Origin of the sequence: Janthinobacterium sp. RA13 (assembly GCF_000745325.1) — a bacterium.
GTDB classification, from domain to species: domain Bacteria; phylum Pseudomonadota; class Gammaproteobacteria; order Burkholderiales; family Burkholderiaceae_D; genus Janthinobacterium; species Janthinobacterium rivuli.
In genome coordinates, this window is sequence record NZ_JQNP01000001.1 from 4,182,581 (window position 1) to 4,206,320 (window position 23,740).

Below are 23,740 nucleotides of genomic sequence, written 5' to 3' on the forward strand. Positions count from 1 at the left end.
CATTATTTCTTGTGAACATTTGATATTTTAAGTTAGACGCCAATCCGAAGATTGACGCTGCACTTACATCAAATGCCCACACTTATCGACTGTTAATTGTTAAAGAACTGTATTCGGTTACTGCTTTCGCGCTATCGACAAAGCGTTGTGTTTGTCAGCTGCGAAGAAGGAAGAGTATGAAGCATTTCGCTAAATCCGTCAACTCCTTCTTTACTACTCATCGCCGTTTCCGGTGATCCCCAACTGCCGCAGTGACTGCGTCTCATTGGGGAGGCGAACTATAGCAAAGCGCCCCCGTAGTAGCAAGGCTTTTCCGGGGTATTTGCGGCCAACTGCTACAATTTCGCCCCCTCAGCGCAAATTCGCGTCCCACCATAGAAGATTCACCATGAAACAACAAGCTCAAGGATCAGGCCTGACCCTGAAACGGGCTGGCTTTACCACTGGCTTCGGCGTCCTCGCCGCCACCCTCGGTTCCGCAGTCGGCCTCGGCAATATCTGGAAGTTCCCCTACCTGACAGGCGCCAATGGCGGCGCCGGTTTCCTGCTCATCTATCTGCTCGCTACCTTATTAGTGGGATTGCCCGTGATGATCGCGGAAATCACCCTGGGACGCCGGGCCAAGGTCAATCCCATCTCCACCATGGAACAGCTGGCACCGAAGGGCAAGCCCTGGTGGCTGGTCGGCGTGATCGGCATGGTCGCCGCCTTCCTGATCGTCGCGTTCTATTCGGAAGTGGTGGGCTGGGTGTTTGCGTATATCGCCAAGGCCATCGATGGCTCTATCCTCAGCAGCGACAAGCTAGTGACGGAAGCGGCTTTCGCCTCGCTGATCAGCAATCCTTTGCAATCGCTGTTGTGGCAATGGGGCGTGCTGCTGTTTATCGGCGGCATATTGATGCTGGGCGTAACCAAGGGCATCGAAGCGATCGCCAAGAAACTCATGCCGCTGCTGTTCCTGCTATTGCTCCTGCTCTGCGCGGTCAGCCTGTCGCTCGATAAAGCGGCCGAAGGCCTGGCGTTTCTGTTCCGTCCTGATTTTTCCAAGCTGACGGCTTCCGTCGTGCTGACGGCCATGGGCCTGGCCTTCTTTAAATTGTCCGTCGGCATGGGTACGATGATGACCTACGGCAGCTATTTCCGCGATGACCAGGATATCCCCGTCACGACTTTACGCGTGATGGCGGCCGACCTCGGTGTCTCCATGCTGGCCGGCATCGCCATCTTCCCCGCCGTGTTCACGTTCGGCTTCGCCCCCAGCGCGGGACCGTCGCTGGTGTTCATCACGATCCCGGCCGTGTTTTCGCAAATTCCCATGGGACAAGCATTGATGGTGGTGTTCTTCATTCTGGCAGCAGTCGCCGCCACGGGGGCGATGCTGTCGCTGATGGAAGTGCCCGTGGTAATCTTCCATGAACGCTTCGGCTGGACGCGCACCAAGGCCACCGTGGTGACCATGCTGCTGCTGGCCGTGCTCGGTTCCGTATGCGCGCTGAGCAACAGCACCCTGGCAGACTTCAAGCTGTTTAATTTGAATATGTTTGATCTGTTCGACTTTGTGTCATCGAATATCTTCCTGCCGGTAGGCGGCATCGCGATTGCCTTGTTTACCGGCTGGGCCTGGGGCAAGCAGCATTTCATCGAGGCGATCAGCAACCATGGCCAGTTGCAAAACAGAAAATTGGCGCACGTGCTGCTGTTTCTGCTGCGCTTTGTCTCGCCCGTATTGATCCTGATCGTGATGCTGAAGGGCCTGAAAGTCTTCTAATTAAAGAACCCGGGTGTAGGTCTGGCGCACCAGCACCCGGTCGCCGCAATCGAAATGCCACCATTCGCTGTTGATGCCGAAAAAGCCCGCCTGGAACATGGCGTCGCGCAACAATCGGCGATGGTCCACTTGCCCCTGCGTAATTTCTCCCCTTTCCAGCATCACCAGCTCCAGCGCCGGGTGCGAGCGCTCACTCAGGTCGTCAAAGCCCGTGCCCATGTCGAGTTCCTGCCCATCGGGCCCAACGATGGTGATGTCGAGCGCCATGCCGAACGAATGGATCGAGCCGCGCGACGGCTCGGCGATATAGCCCAGCAACTCCGTTCCCTGCAGCGCATCCCACAGTTGCTGCTGCACCCGTTGCGGACGCAGGGCGTCGAGTACCAATAAATGATGATCGGGTCGCCGCTCGGCCAGCCAGGCCACGGCCTGTTCCAGAGCGGCGGCCGCATCGCGGTGCAGCCAGGCGCAATCAATCGGGCTGTATAAGTCGCGGCCGACAAAATTGTCGGGCGTGGCATAGCGCAAGTCGACGGCGATGCCGGCGATACTGCTCAGGTGACGAAATTGCGGATCGCTGCCAACCGCTTCCAATTGCAAACTTGCAACAGACATCAGACGCCTCTTTCCAGGCAATTACGCGCCGCCACGCCGATGCTGTCGGCCAGGCGCCGCGCGCCATGCGACAGCGGCGAGTGGCTCGCCGTCAATAAATACAGTTGGATCGGTATCGTCGGTGCCCATGGACGGCGCTGCAACAGCTCGGGCGAGCCGGACGCGGCCGTAAACGGATCGACCACGGCCATGCCAGCGCCCGCCTCCACCAGGGAGCGGGCGATTTGATAGGTCTGCACCACGGTAGAAAAGACGGGGTGGATATCTTGCGCCTCGCAGGCGGCCACCACCAGTTCGCCCAGCGGATCGTTGTCCGCATGGCCGATCAGCTCACCATTCAGACCATGCGCCGTCAACGGTGTGCCGCAATCGGCCGCGCGCCACGTGCCGGCCGGCGCGATCACCGTCATGACGCCCTGCGCGAGCGGTTCGGCCACGATGCCCGGATGGCGCGGGTCTTGCAGCGACACGGCCAGGTCCGCTTCACCGAGGCGCAAGGTATTGACGATCTCGCCCGTATGGTGGGTGGCCAGTTGGCAACGCGTGTGGGGAAAGTCGCGCCGCCACTGCGTCATGGCGAACGGCAAGACGCTGATGGCAATCGTCGGCGTGGAAACCAAACGGATGGTTTCCACCGCATGGCCCTTCAGGCTGGCCGCCAGACGGCGGATGCCCAGTAAATCGCGGTTGAGCTTTTCCGTCTCGACAAACAGACGGTGCGCTTCGGGTTTCGGGTACAGCTTGCCCCGCACGCGCTCGAACAGCGGCATGCCCAGTTGCAATTCGCAATGCTGCAAGACTTTGGTCACGGCCGGTTGCGAGATATGCAGCACCTGGGCGGCGCCGCTGATGGTGCCAACTTGCATGATGGCGTGAAACACTTCGATATGACGCAGCCGCATGAGCTATTCCTTTACCTTGCCGTGGCCGCCTGGGCCGTCAACGTTCAGCATATAAGAAAAAGTCATGGGCTGGAACGGCTATGCTACGTTGCAACAACAGCTGGCGCCGCTGGGACTGGCGTCGTCAGCACTTCCAGCAGGGCCGCCGTTTCACCGTCGGGTGTGCCGTCGAACAAGGTGTTGCGGTATTTCATCTGGAAGGCGATCAGCACATTGCGCGTCGCTTCATCGAACACGCCCGTGTTCGGCGTCGCATAACCGTGCTGGGCCAGCTTTTTCTGGAACCAGACGGCATCCGGCACTTGCTGCTCAAACATGATTCGCTGCGCGGCAACGCGGTTCGCGTCCGGCCAGACGATCAGGCCCGCATCGGCCAGCTGGCGCCATGGGAACAGCGGACCCGGATCCTGCTTGCGCTGCGGGGCGATCTCGTTATGACCGAGGATATTTTCCGGCGCGATGTTGTAGCGGGCCTGGATATCTTTCAGCAGCGGAATCAGCTCATCAATCTGCGCCTGCGGGAATGGATACCAGAGACGGCCTTCCGGCGTGTCCTTGTAGCCGGGATTGACGATCTCGATGCCGATCGAGCTGACATTCAACTGTGTATAAGTCTTCCAGTTACTCACACCCGCGTGGTTGGCCTGGCGCGATTCGTCGACCAGCACGTAAAACTTCGGCTTGTCCGTGTCCGTCAGCAAATAATGGCTGCTGACCACTTGTTCCGTCAGGATCTTGATCGAACGGGGCAGGTCGCTGACCGTGTAATGGATGACGATGAATTTCACGCGCGGACTCTGGCCGCGCGCGTTCAAGCTGTGGTCGAGGTGCGGCGCGGGCGTGGTACAGGCGGAGAGCAGGGCCACCAGCAGGGCGAGGGCAATTTTTTTCATGAAAGATCCGTGTTCGGGTTAATAAAATGTTCAGTCTTGGCCTGTGTCTTGACGGCCGTCTTGACGGCGATCCTGGCCGCCGCCTCATGTGGACGGGCAACTTTCTGTTCCATCGTCAACGATACAGGCAAAGCGGCGCGCATGGCTGAAGCAATGGCCGGGTGCAATTGCGCCGCGCGGCCCGCCAGCACCACGGGACGCGGACCATGGCGAGATACCAAGGCTAGCGCCAAGCGCGCCAGTTCCTGTCCCGCGCGCTGCAAGATGTCCAGCGCCAGCGGGTCGGCATCGGCACTGGCGGCCACGGCCAGCGCCAGCCGGCCAATGGCGCCCCGGTCCTGGCCATACATGAAGGCGCGCGACAATGACCAGTCGCTGCCGCCCAGTTGCGCAAACACGGCGGCGGCCATGGGCGCCTCTTGCCAGCTGCCGGGCGCCTCGTCTTCGCGGCGCCAGATATGGCGCAAGGCTTCGCGCGCGATCCAGTAACCGCCGCCGCCATCGTCAAGTAACACGCCGCGCCCGCCTGCGCGGTGAAACACGCCATCCGCATCGATCCAGGCGGCAATCGAGCCCGTGCCAGCGTAGACCAGATAACCTTCGCCGGGTTCAAAACTGTCGCGATAGGCGATGTCGATATCATTGCAGATCGTCATGTCAACGGCGTCCAGCGCCAGCAAGGTGGCCAGCGTTTGCGCCAGCGTCACATCGCCGCCGCCAAAACCCGTCAAGCCCGCCACCACGGCGCGCGGCTGACCGATAGCCAGCACAGCCTGAGACAGTTTCGCAAACGTGGCGTGCACGGCTGCGCGGCCTGCTTCGCTGCTCATTTGCAAGGCAGACAAGCCTTGCACGGCCCCGTCGGCCACGATGGCACCATCCGCGTCGGCCAAAGCCCAGCGCGTTTGCGTGCCGCCCGCGTCGATGCCCAGCCCGAGCACGGCAGTGTCAATATTGGTTGCGGGGAAGGAAATCATGACATGAGTGTAAAGCCAAGCGGAGCTTGCAGGCATGAAAGCTTGCGCATGTTTCATGCCTGCAGGTTATGGATTGCCGGTAACCGGTAAAATTACTTGGCGGCGACCGTAAATGGTGCGCGCACGGTAACGCGGGGGCTTTCATTGCCGAGGCGGTCCACGGCGCTGACCACCACCGCATTGACTTTACCGGTGGCATCGTCGACCAGGGTCAGCTCGCCTTGCACGCCCGTGACCACAGTAAAACGCCAGTCTTCGCCATAGCGGGCCCAGACGGCGTATTGCGCCACGGCTTTGCCGCCGCCCGCCGTCAATTTGATGTTGAGGCTGCTGGAATCGCGGCGCAAGGCCAGCACGGGCGTGCCCGGTGCTTCCTTGCCCAGCCATGGCGTGGCGGGAATCAGGGCAGGGCTTTGATACACGCTCGCCTTGAGCTGGTCGCTGACACCCTTGCGGTTCTGCATCAGAGGCACCATGCTGAAATGCACCTGGCCATTCGCGCCGGGCCGCGTGCGCGTCACTTCGATTTGCTTGATGATCTCTTGCGGCGTGAAAGACTTGGCGGAATTGTCGATGCGGCTCGTGTACAGGCCTGGCCACACGTGGCGGCCATACGGATTTTGCGCCAGCCAGTAGTCGAGCAGCACGCCAAACGCTTGCGGCGCCTGCGCCACGGGCCAGTACAGCTGCGGCGACAGATAATCGAGCCAGCCCTTGGCCAGCCACAGTTCCGCATCCGCATACAGTTTATCGTACTGGCTGAAGCCGACGATGCCGGCAGGGCGGCGGTCCGGACGGCCGATGCCGAATGGGCTGATGCCGAAACGCACCCAGCTCTTTTCGCGGTGGATACCTGTATACAAAGCCTCGATCAGCTGGTTGACGTTCTGGCGGCGCCAGGAAGGGCGGTCCAGCTGGCCGCCAGCCAGCAGATATTGCTGCCAGGAAGGCTCATCGGGAAACGGCAATTCGCGCTTGGCGCCGCCATTGCCCGCATCCAGCGCGGCTGTTTCCGCGCCGGCGCCGGCGCCGGCGCCGGCGCCGGGCGCGTCGATCGGATACGGATAAAAGTAATCGTCGATGTGCACACCATCGATATCGTAGCGGCGCACCACATCGAGCACCACGTCCGTCGTGTGCTTGGAAGCGGCGACATCGCCCGGATCCATCCACAGGTAGCGGCCGTATTGCTTGACGGACGCCGGGTTGGTGGAAGCGAAACTGTCGCGCGCCAGCGGCGACTTGGCCGTCGCGTGACGGGCACGGTAGGGATTGAACCAGGCGTGCAACTCCAGGCCGCGCGCATGCGCCTGCGTCACCCAGAAGGCCAGCGGGTCATACATGGGCAATGGCGGCTGGCCTTGCTTGCCAGTCAGGTATTCCGACCACGGCTCCAGCTGCGACGGGTAAATCGTGTCGGCGCTGGGCCGCACTTGCAGCACAATCGCGTTCAGATTCAAGGACTTGGCACGGTCGAGGATAGCCAGCGCTTCGGCTTGCTGCTTGGCAACCGGCAAATTGCTGCGGCTGGGCCAATCGATATTGGCGACCGTCGAGACCCAGGCGGCGCGGAATTCGCGCGGCGCCGGTGGCGGCACCTCGCCCGTGATGTGCTGTACGGGCGGCACGGCCGGCAAACCCGCCTCGCCCGGCGTCACCGCGGACGGCAGCTTGGTGCTGGTACAGCTGCTGAGCAATGTGGCGGTGGCCAGCGCGGCCAATACGCCGGCGCTGGCGCCCAGGCGTTTTTTGAAAGTAGACAACAAAACAATTCCTTGCAGTGGTGAAGCGCAGGTCTATCGGTGCGGGCATTTTACTGTGCGCCCGCCATCCATGCGGGCGCACGGTTCAAAAGAATCAGGCCTCGGCCTTCTTGCCGAATTCGGGATCGATCTTGACCAGCGCGGCCATGATGAAAGCAGGAATGGTGGCGATGCAGACCCAGATGAAGAAATGCTGGTAGCCGAGCATTTGCTGTATCCAGCCGCTGGCCATGCCGGGCAACATCATGCCCAAGGCCATGAAACCCGTGCAAATGGCGTAATGGGCCGTTTTATGCGCGCCATCGGAGACCATGATCATGTACAACATATAGGATGCGAAACCGAAGCCATAGCCGAATTGCTCCAGGGCGATGCCACCGGCGATCACATAGATGCTGCTGGGCAAGGCGCTGGCCAGGTAAACAAAGACCAGGTCCGGCAAGTGCACGGACAGCACCATGATCCATAAACAGCGTTTCAAGCCGAAGCGGGAAATAATGAATCCTCCCAGCAAGCCACCGAGGGTCAGGGCGATCACGCCGATGGTGCCGTAGACGAGGCCCACCTGTTCCGTGCTGAGGCCCAGGCCGCCCTTGGCGACGGGGTCGAGCAGGAAAGGCGCGGCCAATTTGAGCAGTTGCGCTTCGCCGAGGCGGAACAGCAGCAAAAAGCCGAGGATGACGACAATATCCTTCTTCTTGAAAAAAGAAGCAAAGGTGGCGACGAATTCCTGCAACGGAGAAACACCGGCGCCCTGGATGCTGGGGCGGTCATCCTTCGGTTTCGGCAAGACAAAATAGTGATACAGGAAGAGGGCGATGAACAGGCCCGCCAGAATGGCGAACACGACGGACCAGGCCAGCTGCACATTGCCCGTCGCATGCGTCAGATAGCCAGCCAGGTACACAAGGCCGCCCTGGCCGGCGATCATCGCCAGGCGGTAAAACGTGCTGCGCACGCCGACGAAGGCCGCTTGCTGGTGCTCTTCCAGGCCCAGCATATAAAAGCCGTCGGCGGCGATGTCATGCGTGGCTGAACTGAAGGCCATCAGCCAGAAGATGGCCAGGCTGATCTGGAAAAAGTGCGGCAAGGAGGTCGTCAGGGCCACCAGCGCCAGCGCGGTGCCGATCACCAACTGCAAGCCGACGATCCAGAAGCGCTTGGTGCGGTACATATCGATGAAGGGCGACCACAGGGGCTTGATGACCCACGGCAAGTACAACCAGCTGGTGTACAGGGCAATATCCGTATTGCTGAAACCATAGTTCTTGTACATGATCACGGACAAGGTCATGACCACCACATAGGGAATGCCCTGGCCGAAATACAGGGAAGGGATCCACAGCCACGGCTTATTTGACGGCTTATTCGCGCGCGCCGGGGCGGTTTGTTTCACTAGCTCCATACATCCTTCTTTGTCTCCCAGACAGAAGAATGCCGCGCCATCGGATCACGCCGCCAGTGCCGCCCGCACACTGCCGTCCGCGCCGGCCAACAATGCCTGTGCCTGGTTTGTGTTGATTTTTTTGATCAAGGCAACAATCGCCACCTTGACGTGATAGTGGCATTGCTCCAGCACGGTCCTGGCCTGCACTTCGCTGGCGCCCGTGGCGTGCATGGTCAGACGCACCGCCCGCCAGATCAGTTTGGCGTTGGTCGGCTTCAAGTCTACCATCAAGTTTCCGTAAGTTTTATGCAAACCCACCATCAGCGCGCTGGAAATCGTGTTCAGGGTGATTTTTTGCGCCGTGCCCGCCTTCAAACGCGTGCTGCCGGAAATGACTTCCATACCCGTGTCGAGCACGATGCCGCATTGTGCCTCGTGCGCCACGGGGGCATCCACATTGTTGGCGATGCCTATCGTCAAGGCGCCCGCCTGGCGCGCGGCCAGCAAGGCGCCCAGCACATACGGCGTGGCGCCGGAGGCGGCCAGCAAGATCACCACGTCATTGACCTGCGGCTGCAGGGCCAGCAAATCCTTCTCACCTTGCGATAAATCATCTTCCGCCCCTTCGACGGCCGTGAACATGGCGCCCGCGCCGCCGGCCAGGATGGCGACGGCGCGCTCGGGCGGCCAGGAAAACGTGGGATTGAGTTCAACGCTGTCGAGTACGCCCAGGCGGCCCGACGTTCCCGCGCCCACATACAGCAGCCGCCCACCGGCCGCGATGCGGGGCAGGGCGGCCGTGATGGCGGCGGCGATGTCGGGCGAGGCCAACCGGACGGCCTCGACGGCCCAGAACTGGTCATCGACCAGCGCCGCCACCAGTTGCTCCACCGGATACAGGTCCAGATCCGGATGCCGCCGGCTCGGGGTTTCAGTTTTCAACATGATTTCAGAACATGGTTGAAGGTGAAACCAGTTTAATACCAACGAGCAAGATCAACCATGAAAGGATGGCGGGCGGGCATAACGGCCGTTTATAGCTGATGCAGGAACGTGGCGTATTAGTTGTACTTCGATACGCCCCCGTTTGTGTCTATACTTGGGTTCGACGCCAACATCCACGACACGCCCCATGATCGCTCGCCAATTGCTGTTCCTGTTTAGCGCCCTGGGCGCCATCAACGGCATTTTCCTGGCCGTCTATTTTTTCAGCCGCCGGCCTCGCTGCCTGGCCGACTGCATGCTCGGTGCATTGCTGCTGGCCGTCGGGGTGCGCACCGCCAAATCCGCCTTTCTCTTTTTCAACCCGGCGATCGCCATCGAGTTCCGCCAGCTGGGTCTGTCCGCCTGCCTGCTGATCGGTCCCTTGACCTATCTGTATGTGCGCGCTTTTCTGGCCGGGCGCGCGCAACTACCTGCCGGACAACAATGGCGCTGGCATCTGGGTCTGTCCTTCCTGATCATAGGCATTGGCGTTGCTTTTCCGTATTCCGCGTATCGTTCTGTGTGGAACTTGTCGAGCCATGCGATTCATGTGTTCTGGCTGGGCTACCTGCTGGCGAGCGCCGGGCTGCTCTGGCAAGGCCGCCGCACGTGGTGGAATGACGGACAGCGGATGGCGACCAGCAGCGTGCTCCTGCTGAGCGTCTTTGCAGGCAGCTGTGTCATGCTGGCGGCGTACGCGAGCACGCCGTTCACGTCCTATATTGTCGGCGCCTTGTCGTTCACCTTCTCGCTGCATGTCGCGTTCATGCTCTTTCTGCTGAGAAAGGAAAGCTTGACGCCTGCCGAGCCGAAGCCAAAGTACCAGCATAGCCGCCTGACGCAAGACGATGCGCTTGCCGTGCTCGCTGCGCTGGAACAACAGATGAGCGGGCAACAATCCTATCTGAACCCGAATCTGACTTTGGCCCAACTGGCCAAGCGGGCCGGATGCACGCAGGCGCAGGTGTCGCAGGTGCTCAACGACAAGCTGGGCAAGAGCTTCACTACCTACGTCAACGAATACCGTATCGCCGAAGCGAAACAGGTATTGACCGGCGAGCCGCAACTGAATATGGATACCGTTGCCGAGCGCTGCGGGTTCAATTCCAGTTCCACGTTCTACTCGACCTTCAAGAAAGTGGCTGGACAGACGCCCGCCAGCTTCCGCGCCCAATCCAGCCAGGCGGCCGGGGCCATTTCCGCGTAAAACCGCTCCGGAATCGCCATTCCGGAGTCTGACATCCTGTTTGGCGACATCAATTCCCCTGCATTTCGATAACTTATCGACCACCAGCGATCTGAAATAGTCGTTGCTCCGATAAACGCAGTTCTACATGCAGGGTAAATCCATGATTCAGTTTTTATTGCGAACGATACTCGCCTGTTGCTTGCTAAGCATCACAGCCGTCGGCACCGCCGCCACCACGGACCAGGACGAACATGCCATCCGGGAAACCGTGCGCTTGTATCTGCATGGCACCAGCTTCAACGTGCAGGAAGAGATCAACCAGGCCTTCCATGCAAATTCACGCCTGTACCTGGACGGCAAAGATAATACGGAATGGCAGTTGAGCGGTCCGGAATACGCCAAACTCTTTAGCGAGGAGAAAAAAGGGCAATTCAATGGACGCCACGGGCGGCTGATCAAGGTGGAGGTGAGCGGCAAGGTGGCCACCGCCAAGGCCGAGATCCACATTCCCCAGCAAGGGGTGCGCTATGTGGATGTCTTTCTGTTGAAAAAGATCGCCGGCAACTGGAAGATCGTCAGCAAGTCGGCCGATCGCGAGCCGGCAGCCCCGCGCCACGCACGCAAGGTGCTGCTGGTCGTGTCGAATGTGCATGAATATCCAGGCACAAAAATCAACGCTGGCAATAATTTTCCCGAGCTTGCCTATACCTATGATGTCTTTCGCAAAGCAGGGTACGCGGTCGACTTCGTCAGTCCCGAGGGGGGCGCCATTCCCCTGGAAATGATCGTCACGTCCGACGCGCTGCTCAAGAAGTATCTGTACGACAGTGATTTCATGTGGGCACTGGCCCATACCAGGCCCGTCGCCAAGGTCAGGGCGGATGAGTATGCGGGCATGGCGTTCGTCGGCGGCGGCGCGGCCATCGTCGGCATCCCGGACAACAAGCCGCTGCAGGACATCGCCTTGCGTATCTACGAACAACAGGGCGGGGTGATCGCGGCCATCTGCCATGGCACCGAGGGCATCAAGAACCTGAAGCTCAGCGACGGTACTTTCCTGATCCAGGGCAAGACGCTCACCTCCTTCCCCGATGCGTATCTCAACAAGGAATCACCGGTATACAAGGCTTATCCCTTTTCGGCAGAAGCCAGCATCAAGGGCCATGGCGGCATCTTCAGGCACGGCGCCAACGGACAGAGCCACGTCGAGGTCGATGGCCGGCTGGTGACCGGCATGAGCTGGGAGTCGTCCGTCGGCGTGGCCGAATCCATGATCCGCCTGCTCGAACAGTAGATTTATGGAGCGCGGCGCATTTCGGCCACAAAATCGTAATGATCGCTGCGGCAATACGAATGCGTCAGTTCCACCGCTTCGCCCGTCTCCAGGTAGGCGATGCGCGTGATGAACAGCACGGCCTGGCCATCGGGGATGCCCAGTTGCTTGGCCAGCACGTCCGTCGCATTCATGGCGCGGATGTGCTGCAAAGCGCGCACGGGGGCCTTCTTGATGCTGCTCAAGTATTCATACAGCGAGTCGCCCATGGCGGCCGGATCCGGCACCACGCTGAAAGGCAGCACGCTGACCTCATACGCCATCACGACATCGTCAGCCAGGCGCAATCGTTCCAGGCGCGCCACCTTCGTGTTCTGCGCCAGGCCCAGGCTCAGCTGTTCATCGCTGCTGGCGATGACGACTTCGCGCTTGAGCCAACGCGAGCCGGGACGGTAGCCGCGCTGCTGCAACTGCTCGGAAAAGCTCGACAGGTTCGACAGCGGCTGCTCGATGCGCGGGGCAATATAGTTGCCCGAACCACGGCGGCGCACGACGAGGCCTTGCTCGACGAGCTGGTCGATGGCCTTGCGGGCAGTCACGCGCGATACGTCGAGCAGTTCGGACAGGGTACGTTCGGATGGCAGGGCCTGGTCTACCTGGTAGCGGCCGTTGCGTACGTCATCGCTCAGCTTGCGGGCGATCTGCATATATAAAGGCGAATTGTCATTTAAATCGACCTTGAGTTCTACGCTGGTCTGGCTCATACAGTTCTCCTTGTCCTCCTAGTGTAATAGCGATGGCGCCTGCGCGTAGCCCGTCCACCCATGAATAAATGGAAAATGACCATAAATAACGGTTATACACTTAAAAAAACAATGTTTTACCGTACGTATGGCTTTGCATTGTAGATAAATAAGCAATTTTCATTAGCGTAGGAAACCATCCAGTCCTATGCTGGCTGCGCAGCGAGGAATTGATCCTCACCGCACTCTACGGTGGTGCGATGGACAAGCATCCATCCTTGCCTTGAAATGGTGCATTCCTGAAAGTTATGGCTGCACCATGATGTTTCATTGGCTGCGTTGGCGGCCAGCCTCTAAGCTCTTCCCGAATGCTCCCGCACCATGGGGGCGCAACGCAGCGAGGCAACATGCAGCAACACGTCATCATCATCGGCGGCGGCGTCGTCGGTCTGACATCGGCCTGGTGGCTGGCCGAGGCCGGCTACAAGGTCACCTTACTGGAACGCAATGAACAGGTGGCAATCGCCGCCAGCTACCGCAACGGCGGCCAGCTCAGCTATCGCTATGTGGCCCCGCTGGCGGACGCGGGCGTGCCCTTCAAGGCCCTGCAATGGCTGCTGCAGAAAGATGGTCCGCTGCGCTTCCGTCCCGAGGCCGACTGGCGCCAATGGCGCTGGATGGCCAGCTTCCTGCGCAATTGCAACAGCGCCAGCAACGCCCGCACGACGGCCAAGCTGCTGGAATTAGGCGAACTGAGCCGCGCCGGCATGGCGCAACTGGAGTTGACCGTGCCGCCGCAAGCGTATGCCCGCCGCGATGCGGGCAAGCTCATCGTCTACCGTTCACTGGCCATCTTTCAGCGGGCCGTGGCGCGGCCCGAGTCGGAAGAGGCACGCGTCGTCTTGTCGCCGACGGAGGCGGTACAGCGCGAACCGGCGCTGGCCGCCCTGCAGGGCTCCCTGGCGGGCGGCATTTTTACGCCCGGCGAAGCGGTGGCCGATTGCCACGCCTTTTGCCTGGCGCTGGAAGCGCGCCTGCTGCAGCACCCGAATTGTTCGCTCATATTAAAAGGCGAGGCGCGCCGCCTCGTCACGCACAAGGGCAGGATCACGGGCGTCGACACCAGCCTGGGCCTGTTGCAGGCAGATCACTATGTGCTGGCGGCGGGCATCCAGAGCCGCGACCTGGCCGCCACGGCAGGCATCTATCTGCCCCTGTACCCGCTGAAAGGCTACAGCCTGACGGCGCCCATCCGCGCGCAAGACCGGGCGCCCGAGATCAGCATCACGGATTTTGAGCGCAAGGTGCTGTATGCGCGCATCGGTGGCGACCTGCGCGTGGCCGCCATGGTCGACATGGTGGGCGCCGACAACAGCATCGATTGGAACCGCATCGCGGGCCTGACGCGGCTGGCGCGCGAAGCCATGCCGCACGGCGCCGATTACGACCAGGCCACGGCCTGGGCCGGTTTGCGTCCCGCCACGCCGAACAGCGCGCCGCTGGTGGGCGCCAGCAAAGTGGCCAACTTGTGGCTCAATGTGGGCCATGGCCCGCTGGGCTTTACCTTTGCCGCCGGCACGGCGCGCATCCTGGCCGACCTGATGGCCGGCAAGGCGCCGCCGTTCGCGCTGGACTTCCTCAGTCCGAAAAAATAGCCAGTCAAGGCGGCGCGCACGCGCCGTTGCCGATATGGCGGATAATTGCGGAACTTTTCAGTTCCCCTATTTGCCAGCGCATGCCCACACTCCCGACATCTGCCGCTTGCCCCTGTGGCGGCGCCTCCTACGCCAGCTGCTGCGGCCCGTACATCGCGGGCGACGCCTTGCCGCCCACAGCCGAAACGCTGATGCGTTCGCGCTACACGGCGTTCACCTTGCGCGACGAAGCGTATCTGCTTGCCACCTGGCATGCCAGCACCCGTCCCACCGATGCTTTATTTGCCGAAGAAGAAAAAGTCCACTGGCTGGGACTTGAGGTAAAATCTGCTTTACGTTTACGTCAACGTAAAGCAGTATCAGCAGATCTAGCCGAAGAGATACACCGCGACAGCGTCGAATTCGTGGCCCGCTACAAGGTCAACGGCCGCGCGCACCGCCTGCATGAAGTGAGCCGCTTCGTGCGTGAAGCTGGTGACGGCGGCGCCCTGCGCTGGTTTTATCTCGACGGCAGTTTTCCCGAATAGCGCGACCCGAGAGACCGGGCGATCATAAAAAGGAACCGCAATGCCGCACATCGAAAGCAAACTCAATCCGCGCAGTGAAGATTTCAAGGCCAATGCCGCGGCCATGCAAGCCATCGTCGACGATTTGCGCGACAAGGTGGAAAAGATCGCGGCCGGCGGCGGCGAGGCGGCCGCCGCCAAGCACCTGGCGCGCGGCAAACTGCTGCCACGCGACAGAGTCCAGATGCTGCTCGATCCCGGCACGCCTTTCCTCGAGTTTTCCCAGATGGCGGCTTACGCCATGTACCAGGACGCCAAGGGCGTCGATGCGGCGCCTTCCGCCGGCATCATCACCGGCATCGGCCGCGTCTCGGGCCAGGAATGCGTGATCGTGTGTAATGACGCCACCGTCAAGGGCGGCACGTATTACCCGATGACGGTGAAAAAACACTTGCGTGCCCAGGAAATCGCCGACCAGAACACCCTGCCGTGCATTTACCTGGTCGACTCGGGCGGCGCCAATCTGCCGAACCAGGACGACGTCTTCCCCGACCGCGACCATTTCGGCCGCATCTTCTACAACCAGGCGAATCTGTCGGCCAAGGGCATTCCGCAGATCGCCGTCGTGATGGGTTCTTGCACGGCCGGCGGCGCCTACGTGCCGGCCATGAGCGATGAATCGATCATCGTCAAGGAGCAGGGCACGATTTTCCTCGGCGGCCCGCCGCTGGTGAAAGCGGCCACCGGTGAAGTCGTAACGGCCGAAGACCTCGGTGGCGGCGACGTGCACACGCGCTTGTCCGGCGTGGTCGACCACCTGGCGCAAAACGATTTGCATGCGCTGTCGCTGGCGCGCACCATTGTCTCGAACCTGAACCGTCAAAAACCGCAGCAGATGGCTTTGCGCGCATCCGTCGAACCGAAATACCCGACGCAGGAATTGTATGGCGTCATCCCCGTCGATACGCGCAAACCGTTCGACGTGAGGGAGGTGATCGCGCGCATCGTCGACGGCAGCGATTTCGACGAATTCAAGGCCCGCTACGGCACCACGCTGATCTGCGGCTTTGCGCACATCTATGGGGTCAAGGTCGGCATCATCGCCAATAACGGCATCCTGTTCTCCGAATCGGCGCTGAAAGGCACGCATTTCATCGAATTGTGCTGCCAGCGCAAGATCCCGCTCGTGTTTTTGCAAAACATCACTGGCTTCATGGTGGGCCGCAAATACGAAAACGAAGGCATCGCCCGCAATGGCGCCAAGATGGTGACGGCCGTCGCGACGGCCGCCGTGCCGAAATTCACGGTCATCATCGGCGGCAGCTTCGGCGCCGGCAACTACGGCATGTGCGGCCGCGCGTTTTCACCCCGGTTCATGTGGATGTGGCCGAATGCGCGCATCTCCGTCATGGGCGGCGACCAGGCCGCTTCCGTGCTGGCCACCGTCAAGCGCGACGGCATCGAAGGCAAGGGCGGCGAGTGGAGCGCGGACGAGGAAGCGGCCTTCAAGCAGCCGATCAAGGATCAATACGAACACCAGGGCCACCCGTACTATGCCACCGCGCGCCTGTGGGACGACGGCGTGATCGACCCGGCCGACACCCGCATGGTGCTGGGCCTGGGCCTGTCGGCCGCGCTCAACGCGGAAATCCCGGACACGAAGTTCGGCGTATTCCGCATGTAAGGGGAAAAAACCATGGAATTTGAAACCTTAAAGCTGGTCATCGAGGGCAATGTCGCCACCGTGACCCTGAACCGTCCCGACGTGCGCAATGCCTTCAACGAGACGACGATCGCCGAACTGGCGCGCGCCTTCGAGGGCCTGGGGCGCAGCGACATGGTGCGCGCCATCGTGCTGGCGGCGAATGGCGCGGCCTTCTGCGCCGGTGCGGACCTGAACTGGATGAAGAAGATGGCAGGCTACACGCATGCCGAAAACCAGGCCGACGCGCTGCAGCTGGCACAGATGCTGCGCACGATTTACCTGTGTCCCAAGCCCGTCGTGGCGAAGATCCAGGGCGACTGTTATGCGGGCGGCATGGGCCTCGTCGCCGCATGCGATATCATTCTGGCTGCGGAAGACGTGCATTTCTGCCTGAGCGAAGTGCGGCTGGGACTGATCCCGGCCACTATTTCACCGTATGTCATCAAGGCCATGGGCGAAAACGCGGCACGCCGCTATTTCCTGACCGCGGAGCGATTCTCCGCCCAGGAAGCGCTGCGCATCGGCTTTGCCCACGAGGTAGTCGAGGCAAGCGCGCTGGACGCGAAAACCGCCGAGGTGCTCAAGGCGCTGACGGGCAACAGCCCGCACGCCGTGGCGCAAGCGAAAACGCTGGTGCGCGAGATCGTTGGCCAGCCGGTCGACGACGCGCTGCTGGCGGATACCGCCGAGCGCATCGCGCAGATCCGCGCGTCGGAACAGGGACGCGAAGGCGTGCAATCGTTCCTCGACAAGCGCAAGCCGAGCTGGCTCATGGGCTAGCAATATCATTGGAGCAGTTTTGAAAGCAGAAAAACAATCGGGCTGGGTCGAACGCAGTCTGCGCAGCGTGTGGCATCCGTGCACGCAAATGCAGCACCACGAGACTGTACCGCTCATCCCCGTCAGCCATGGCCGCGGCGCCTGGCTGTACGACCACGAAGGCCGACGCTACCTGGACGCCATCAGCTCCTGGTGGGTGAACCTGTTCGGCCATGCGAATCCGCGCATCAATGCGGAACTCAAGGATCAATTGGACCGGCTGGAACACGCCATGCTGGCCGGCTTCACGCATGAACCGGTGATCAAACTGTCGGAAAAGCTCTCTGCGCTCACCGGCGGCGTGCTCGGTCACAGCTTTTACGCGTCCGACGGGGCGTCGGCCGTGGAAATCGCCCTGAAAATGAGTTTTCACGCCTGGCGCAACAGCGGCAAGAGCGAGAAACAGGAATTCGTCTGCCTGAAGGGCAGCTACCACGGCGAAACCATCGGCGCCCTGGCCGTCACCGACGTCGCCCTGTTCAAGGATGCCTACGGCCCCCTGCTGCGCGCCACGCAGACGGTGATGTCGCCCGACTTCCGCCAGGCGGCCGAAGGTGAAACGGCGGCAGATGTGGCGCGCCGCGCGGCCTTTGAGGTGGAACAGCTGTTCCAGCAAAAAGCCGACAAGATCGCCGCCATCATCATCGAGCCGCTGGTGCAGTGCGCCACCGGCATGGCCATGCACGACCCCTTATACCTGTCGCTGGTGCGCGCCCTGTGCGACCGATATCAAGTCCATTTGATCCTCGATGAAATCGCCGTCGGCTGCGGCCGCACAGGCACCTTCTTTGCGTGCGAGCAGGCCGGCATCTGGCCCGATTTCGTCTGCCTCTCCAAGGGTATCAGCGGCGGCTATTTGCCTCTGTCTCTCGTCATGACGCGCGAAGACATTTACCAGGCCTTCTACAGCACCGACGTGCGCCGCGGCTTTTTGCATTCGCACTCGTACACGGGCAACCCGCTGGCCTGCCGCGCCGCGCTGGCGACTTTGTCGATTTTCGAGGAAGACGATGTGCTGGTGACCAACCGCGTGCGCGCTGAAAAAATCACGCGCGCCCTGGCGCCGCTGGCGCAGCATGAAAAAGTAAAACACTTCCGCCAGCAGGGCATGATCTGGGCCTTCGATGCGGTGGACGCGGCGCCCGATTTTTCGCGCCGCTTCTTCAGCACGGCGCTGGAACACGAACTGTTGATGCGCCCCATCGGCTCCACCGTCTACCTGATGCCGCCGTACATCCTCGACGACGAGGAAATTACCGGCCTGGGCCAGCAGACCCTGGCCGTCTTCAACAAAGTGATCGGAGCCTGAGATGGAACTGATCGCGCGCTTGAAGCAGCAGTTGCACGGACTGGAAGAGCGCAGCCTGATCCGCCGCCGCCGCACCGTCGACACGCCATGCGCGCCGCGCCTGACGGTGGACGGGCGCGACATGCTGGCCTTTTGCAGCAATGATTACCTGGGACTGGCCGCGCACCCGCGCATCGTGGAAGCGCTGAAAGAAGGCGCCGACCTGTATGGCGCCGGCAGCGGCGCTTCGCACCTGATCAGCGGCCATAGCCGCGCGCACGCGCAGCTGGAAGAACGGCTCGCCGCTTTCGTCGGCGCCAACCTGGAACAGGCGCGCGCCCTGTATTTCTGCACCGGTTACATGGCCAACCTGGCCGTGCTGACCGCCCTGTCGGCGGGCGATGCGGACACCGAGATTTTTTCGGAAGCGCTGAACCACGCTTCGCTGATCGACGGCACGCGCCTGGCCCGCGTCAAGACGCGCGTGTATCCGCACGCCGACCTCGAGGCCCTGGCGGCACTGCTGGCGGCCAGCACGGCGAAAACCAAGATCGTCGTCACCGACAGCGTCTTCAGCATGGATGGCGACCTGGCACCGCTGCCCGCGCTGCTGGCCCTGTGCGAACAATACGGCGCCTGGCTGGTGGTCGACGACGCGCACGGCTTCGGCGCGCTGGGAGTCAATGGCCGCGGCGCGCTCGAACATTTCAATCTGCGTTCCCCTTACCTCGTGTACGTGGGCACCCTGGGCAAATCGGCCGGCGTGGGCGGCGCCTTTGTTTGCGCGCATGAAGCCGTGATCGACACCCTGATCCAGAAGGCACGCCCCTACATCTTCACGACGGCGGCCGCGCCCGCGCTCGCGCATGCACTGCTGGCCAGCCTGGACATCATCGCCGGCGAAGAAGGAAAACAACGCCGCGCCCACTTGGCGGCACTGGTGGGGCAATGGAATGACGGCTTGCAGCTGCAGCGCTGGCAAGCCTTGCCGTCATTGAGCGCCATCCAGCCCGTCATCATCGGCGAGAATGCGGACATGCTGGCCGTCGCCGCGCAACTGTACCAACAGGGCCTGTGGGTCGGCGCCATCCGCCCGCCCACCGTCCCTGTCGGTACGGCGCGCCTGCGCGTGACCCTGTCGGCCGGCCACACGGCGCAGGAAGTGGCGCAATTGATCAATGCAGTCAACACCCTGGAAAGGACTCGCCATGAGCCTTGATGCCCCTATCGTGGCGGACGTGCTGGCGGACCTGGCGCCGGCCGTGCAAGCGGCGCCGGCGGCCACCGGCCTGCCATCGCGCTTTGCCTGTTTCGTCACCGGCACCGACACGGAAATCGGCAAGACATTGACGTCGTCAGCCCTGCTGCACGCGCTGGTCGCGCGCGGCGTGCGCGCCTGCGGCATGAAGCCAGTGGCCGCCGGCGCCGAAATGCGCGACGGCGAACTGCATAATGAAGACGCCGACAGCCTGATCGCCGCCGGCAACGTCACCATGCTGCGCAGCCTGACGACGCCCTACATGCTAAAGGAAGCGGCGGCGCCGCACATCGCCGCCGCGCTCGAGGGAGTGAGCATTGAATCCGTGCCGATCCTGGCCGCCTACCTGGAAATCGCCGCCGCCTCGGACGCCGTCGTGGTCGAAGGCGTGGGCGGTTTCCGCGTGCCGTTGTCGCCAGGTTTCGACTCGGCCGACCTGGCGCAGCAACTCGATCTGCCCGTGATCCTCGTGGTCGGCATGCGTTTGGGCTGCATCAGCCAGGCCTTGCTGACGCTGGAAGCCATCGAAGCGCGCGGCTTAACGGTGATCGGCTGGGTCGCCAACACCCTGGAAGTGGAAATGCGCTTCCTCGACGAAAATATCGATGCGCTGATCGAGCGCATCCCGGCGCCGCTGCTGGGCAGGGTGCCGCGCCTGGCGCAGCCGAGCGCGCAAGCGGCGGCGTCCTATCTCGATTTCACCGGCTTGCCCAACTGGCCGGCGCAGCACCCCAACACTTAAAACGTATCCAAAAATAGAAGCGAAGGAATCACCATGTCCGTAGTCCAAGAAGCAGCAAAAACCGTCGAACTGCACCGCCCTGCGGCGCGCATCACCCTGCCAGAAGCGGCCACCTGGCCCATCGCCGATGTGCTGGCCCTGTTCGACCTGCCATTCAATGACCTGATGTTCAAGGCCCAGCAAACGCACCGCATCAACTTCCCCGACGGCGACGTGGAACTGGCGACCCTGTTGTCGATCAAGACGGGCGGCTGCGAGGAAGACTGCGGCTACTGCCCGCAGGCGGCCCGCTACGACACGGGCGTGGAAGCGAAAAAAATCCTCGACATCGACACGGTGCTCGACGCGGCCCGCCAGGCGAAAGCCAACGGCGCCACGCGCTTCTGCATGGGCGCCGCCTGGCGCGGCCCGAAAGACCGCGACATGGACAAAGTCGAGGAAATGGTCAGCAAAGTCAAAGCGCTGGGCCTGGAAACCTGCGCCACCCTGGGCATGCTGGAAGAGGGACAAGCGGACCGCCTGAAAAACGCGGGCCTGGATTTCTATAACCACAACCTCGACACGGCGCCCGAGTTCTACGACAACGTCATCTCCACGCGCGAATACCAGGACCGCCTGGACACTCTGGGCCGCGTACGCGAAGCGGGCTTGAAAGTATGCTGCGGCGGCATCGTCGGCATGGGTGAGACGCGTCTGCAACGCGCGGGCCTGATCGCCCAGCTGGCAAACCTGAATCCGTATCCGGAATCGGTGCCCGTCAACCACCTGGTGCAGGTGGAAGGCACGCCTTTGTTTGGCCTGGAAGCGCTGGACCCGTTCGAATTCGTGCGCACAATCGCCGTTGCCCGCATCACCATGCCGAAAGCGCGCGTGCGTTTGTCGGCCGGCCGCCGCCAGATGGGCGAAGCCGTGCAAGCGATGTGCTTCCTGGCTGGCGCCAACTCCATCTTCTACGGCGACAAGCTGCTCACCACCGACAACCCGGAAGCGGAAGACGACCGCGTCTTGCTCGGTAAACTGGGCTTGCAGACGCGCGGCGCCATGCTCGACTCGGTGCAGAAAGAGAAGTGCGGCTGCTGATGACAGCCTTGTCGGGTTACGCCGTGCCGGCTAACCCGACCTACGAATACCGCCTCACCAATGCGTAGGTCGGCTTAGCGCAAAGCGCGTAAGCCGACACGCCAGCACACAACGTCCATAACAAGAGACAGCTGCCCCTTTTTGAGAGAATAGAGAGAGACCATGTTCACTAAAATCCTGATCGCCAACCGCGGTGAAATCGCTTGCCGTGTCGCCGCTACCGCGCGCCGCATGGGCATCCAGACCGTCGCCGTGTATTCGGAAGCGGACGCCAATGCCAAGCACGTCGCCGTGTGCGACGAAGCCGTCTTGATCGGCCCGGCGCCGGCCAAGGAAAGCTATCTGTGCGGCGACAAGATCATCGCCGTGGCGCTGGCCACTGGTGCCCAGGCGATCCACCCCGGCTATGGTTTCCTGTCCGAGAACGCCGACTTCGCCGATGCCTGCCAGGCGGCGGGCCTCGTCTTCATCGGCCCGCCGGCGTCCGCCATGCGCGCCATGGGCTCGAAGTCGGCCGCCAAGTCGCTGATGGAAAAGGCGAATGTGCCGCTGGTGCCCGGCTACCACGGCGAGAATCAGGATGCGGACTTTTTGCACACGCAGGCCGACAAGATCGGCTACCCCGTGCTGCTGAAGGCGTCCGCTGGCGGCGGCGGCAAGGGCATGCGCGTCATTGAAAACAGCACCGACTTCAAGGCCGCGCTGGCCTCGTGCAAGCGCGAAGCGATCAGCTCTTTCGGCGACGACAAGGTGCTGGCCGAAAAATACCTGTCGCGTCCACGGCATATCGAAATCCAGGTGTTCGCCGACACGCTCGGCAACTGCATCTACCTGTTCGAGCGCGATTGCTCGGTGCAGCGCCGTCATCAAAAGGTGCTGGAAGAAGCGCCTGCGCCGGGCATGCCAGCCGACCGACGCGCGGCCATGGGCGAGGCGGCCGTTGCCGCCGCCAAGGCCGTCGGCTACGTCGGCGCAGGCACGGTCGAATTCATCGCCAACCAGGATGGCTCGTTCTACTTCATGGAGATGAACACGCGCCTGCAGGTCGAGCATCCGGTGACGGAAATGATCACCGGCACCGACCTGGTGGAATGGCAGTTGCGCGTCGCCTTTGGCGAGCCGCTGCCGAAAAAACAGAATGAGCTGGCGATCCACGGCCACGCCATCGAAGCGCGCATCTACGCGGAAAATCCGGAGAAGGGCTTTTTGCCATCGATCGGCACGTTGCGCCACATGCAGTCGCCTTCGGCCGTCACGTTCGAACTCGGTGGCACGGTGGTTCCGGCCGCTGTGCGCATCGATTCGGGCGTGCGCGAGGGTGACGCGATCTCGCCATTCTACGACCCGATGATCGCCAAGCTGATCGTCTGGGGCGCGGACCGCCGCGTAGCGCTGGCGCGCATGGCGCAGGCGCTGGCCGACTACCAGATCGTCGGCCTGGCCAGCAATATCGCTTTTTTGAAACGCCTGGTCGAAGGCCAGGCATTCGCCAGCGCCGACCTCGATACAGGTTTGATCGAGCGTAATCAAGCGTCGCTGTTCCCCGCCCTGCAGGCGGCGCCCGACACGGCCCTGGCGCTGGCGTCCGTCGCCCTGCTGCTGGAAGAAAAAGCGGCCGCCGAAGCGCAATCGCTGCAGCGCGCCGACCCGTGGGGCAATGCCCTGGGCTGGCGTCTGAACAGCACCCTGGGCCGCAGCCTGTCGTTCGCCGATGAATTCACCTTGGCCGGCGAGGGCAAGGCCTATACGGCGCGCGTTGCCTACAAGACGGATGGCTGGCTGTTCAACGGCCAAGCCCTCACCCTGACGGCGCACACAGGCAACGAGCTGCACATCAAACTGGGCGAGCGTGCCGTGCACGGCACGGTGCTGCGCGATGGAGAACAGTTCCACGTGTTTAGCAATGGTTTGCACTACACACTGCATTACAACGATCCGATGGCGCATGCGGGCGAAGTGGAAGCGGAAGGCGGCCGCCTGACGGCGCCGATGCCGGGCAAGGTCGTCGCCGTGCTGGTGAACAAGGGCCAGGACGTCAAAAAGGGCGAGCCGTTGGTCATCATGGAAGCGATGAAGATGGAGCACACGATCGCCGCGCCGCACGACGGCCTGGTGGAAGACGTGCTGTACGCGGTCGGCGACCAGGTGGCCGATGGGGCTCCGCTGCTGGCCTTCAAGGCTGCCGCATAGAGG

The 23,740-nt window shown here is 62.0% G+C and carries 20 protein-coding genes; 12 read left to right on the top strand and 8 right to left on the bottom strand.

What is annotated here, in order from left to right; genetic code table 11:
* Nucleotides 1-388 precede the first annotated feature (388 nt).
* Entirely contained in the window at nt 389-1,768 is a 1,380-nt protein-coding gene (locus FG13_RS18430) for a sodium-dependent transporter (protein WP_035823195.1), read from the top strand.
* Here FG13_RS18430 and FG13_RS18435 read toward each other — a convergent pair whose 3' ends face one another.
* From FG13_RS18435 to FG13_RS18465, 7 genes are all read right to left on the bottom strand, one after another.
* The gene (locus FG13_RS18435; RefSeq protein WP_035823197.1) at nt 1,769-2,383 is read right to left on the bottom strand and encodes a M15 family metallopeptidase; all 615 of its coding nucleotides are present in this window, start codon (nt 2,381-2,383) and stop codon (nt 1,769-1,771) included.
* Nucleotides 2,383-3,285 carry a LysR family transcriptional regulator gene (locus FG13_RS18440; protein WP_035823199.1) on the bottom strand — a complete coding sequence of 301 codons (903 nt, stop codon included), beginning with the start codon at nt 3,283-3,285 and terminating at the stop codon, nt 2,383-2,385. Before FG13_RS18440 ends, FG13_RS18435 begins: the two co-directional genes overlap by 1 nt.
* Nucleotides 3,286-3,368: 83 nt before the next feature.
* Nucleotides 3,369-4,178, bottom strand: coding sequence for an N-acetylmuramoyl-L-alanine amidase (locus FG13_RS18445; RefSeq protein WP_035823201.1), 810 nt, complete (start codon nt 4,176-4,178; stop codon nt 3,369-3,371).
* A complete protein-coding gene (locus tag FG13_RS18450; protein WP_051959215.1) occupies nt 4,175-5,155 on the bottom strand; it encodes an N-acetylglucosamine kinase in 981 nt (326 codons plus the stop codon). The genes FG13_RS18445 and FG13_RS18450 overlap by 4 nt, the downstream gene beginning before the upstream one ends.
* A gap of 92 nt (nt 5,156-5,247) precedes the next feature.
* Nucleotides 5,248-6,921, bottom strand: a complete 1,674-nt coding sequence (locus FG13_RS18455) for a glycoside hydrolase family 10 protein (protein WP_035823203.1) — start codon at nt 6,919-6,921, stop codon at nt 5,248-5,250.
* A 91-nt stretch (nt 6,922-7,012) separates the two neighbouring features.
* Complete coding sequence (locus FG13_RS18460) at nt 7,013-8,323, bottom strand: MFS transporter (protein ID WP_051959219.1); 1,311 nt, start codon at nt 8,321-8,323, stop codon at nt 7,013-7,015.
* Nucleotides 8,324-8,368: 45 nt separating this feature from the next.
* On the bottom strand, nt 8,369-9,250 hold the full coding sequence (locus tag FG13_RS18465) for an N-acetylmuramic acid 6-phosphate etherase (protein ID WP_035823205.1): 882 nt from the start codon (nt 9,248-9,250) through the stop codon (nt 8,369-8,371).
* 187 nt (nt 9,251-9,437) lie between these two features.
* On the opposite strand from FG13_RS18465, the gene FG13_RS18470 reads away from it, so the two are divergent.
* Both FG13_RS18470 and FG13_RS18475 read left to right on the top strand, forming a co-directional pair.
* A complete protein-coding gene (locus FG13_RS18470; RefSeq protein ID WP_035823207.1) occupies nt 9,438-10,496 on the top strand; it encodes a helix-turn-helix transcriptional regulator in 1,059 nt (352 codons plus the stop codon).
* A gap of 127 nt (nt 10,497-10,623) precedes the next feature.
* Nucleotides 10,624-11,772 carry a nuclear transport factor 2 family protein gene (locus FG13_RS18475; protein ID WP_081922636.1) on the top strand — a complete coding sequence of 383 codons (1,149 nt, stop codon included), beginning with the start codon at nt 10,624-10,626 and terminating at the stop codon, nt 11,770-11,772.
* Between the two features lie 2 nt (nt 11,773-11,774).
* Here FG13_RS18475 and FG13_RS18480 read toward each other — a convergent pair whose 3' ends face one another.
* Nucleotides 11,775-12,515 carry a GntR family transcriptional regulator gene (locus tag FG13_RS18480; RefSeq protein WP_035823211.1) on the bottom strand — a complete coding sequence of 247 codons (741 nt, stop codon included), beginning with the start codon at nt 12,513-12,515 and terminating at the stop codon, nt 11,775-11,777.
* A 347-nt stretch (nt 12,516-12,862) separates the two neighbouring features.
* Between FG13_RS18480 and FG13_RS18485 the strand changes: the two genes are divergently transcribed.
* From FG13_RS18485 to FG13_RS18525, 9 genes are all read left to right on the top strand, one after another.
* Nucleotides 12,863-14,149 (top strand): D-amino acid dehydrogenase, encoded by a 1,287-nt coding sequence (locus FG13_RS18485; RefSeq protein WP_081922637.1) that lies wholly within the window; start codon nt 12,863-12,865, stop codon nt 14,147-14,149.
* Nucleotides 14,150-14,229: 80 nt separating this feature from the next.
* Complete coding sequence (locus FG13_RS18490; protein ID WP_035823214.1) at nt 14,230-14,676, top strand: YchJ family protein; 447 nt, start codon at nt 14,230-14,232, stop codon at nt 14,674-14,676.
* A gap of 40 nt (nt 14,677-14,716) precedes the next feature.
* Nucleotides 14,717-16,339, top strand: a complete 1,623-nt coding sequence (locus FG13_RS18495; RefSeq protein WP_035823216.1) for a carboxyl transferase domain-containing protein — start codon at nt 14,717-14,719, stop codon at nt 16,337-16,339.
* 12 nt (nt 16,340-16,351) lie between these two features.
* Nucleotides 16,352-17,140, top strand: a complete 789-nt coding sequence (locus FG13_RS18500; protein ID WP_035823218.1) for an enoyl-CoA hydratase/isomerase family protein — start codon at nt 16,352-16,354, stop codon at nt 17,138-17,140.
* A 19-nt stretch (nt 17,141-17,159) separates the two neighbouring features.
* Nucleotides 17,160-18,488 carry an adenosylmethionine--8-amino-7-oxononanoate transaminase gene (gene bioA / locus FG13_RS18505; RefSeq protein WP_035823221.1) on the top strand — a complete coding sequence of 443 codons (1,329 nt, stop codon included), beginning with the start codon at nt 17,160-17,162 and terminating at the stop codon, nt 18,486-18,488.
* Nucleotide 18,489: 1 nt separating this feature from the next.
* Complete coding sequence (gene bioF / locus FG13_RS18510; RefSeq protein WP_035823223.1) at nt 18,490-19,686, top strand: 8-amino-7-oxononanoate synthase; 1,197 nt, start codon at nt 18,490-18,492, stop codon at nt 19,684-19,686.
* Nucleotides 19,676-20,467, top strand: a complete 792-nt coding sequence (gene bioD, locus FG13_RS18515) for a dethiobiotin synthase (protein ID WP_035823225.1) — start codon at nt 19,676-19,678, stop codon at nt 20,465-20,467. The genes bioF and bioD overlap by 11 nt, the downstream gene beginning before the upstream one ends.
* Nucleotides 20,468-20,500: 33 nt before the next feature.
* Nucleotides 20,501-21,547 (top strand): biotin synthase BioB, encoded by a 1,047-nt coding sequence (bioB, locus tag FG13_RS18520; protein WP_035823227.1) that lies wholly within the window; start codon nt 20,501-20,503, stop codon nt 21,545-21,547.
* A 162-nt stretch (nt 21,548-21,709) separates the two neighbouring features.
* Entirely contained in the window at nt 21,710-23,737 is a 2,028-nt protein-coding gene (locus FG13_RS18525) for an acetyl/propionyl/methylcrotonyl-CoA carboxylase subunit alpha (RefSeq protein ID WP_035823229.1), read from the top strand.
* Nucleotides 23,738-23,740: the final 3 nt, after the last annotated feature.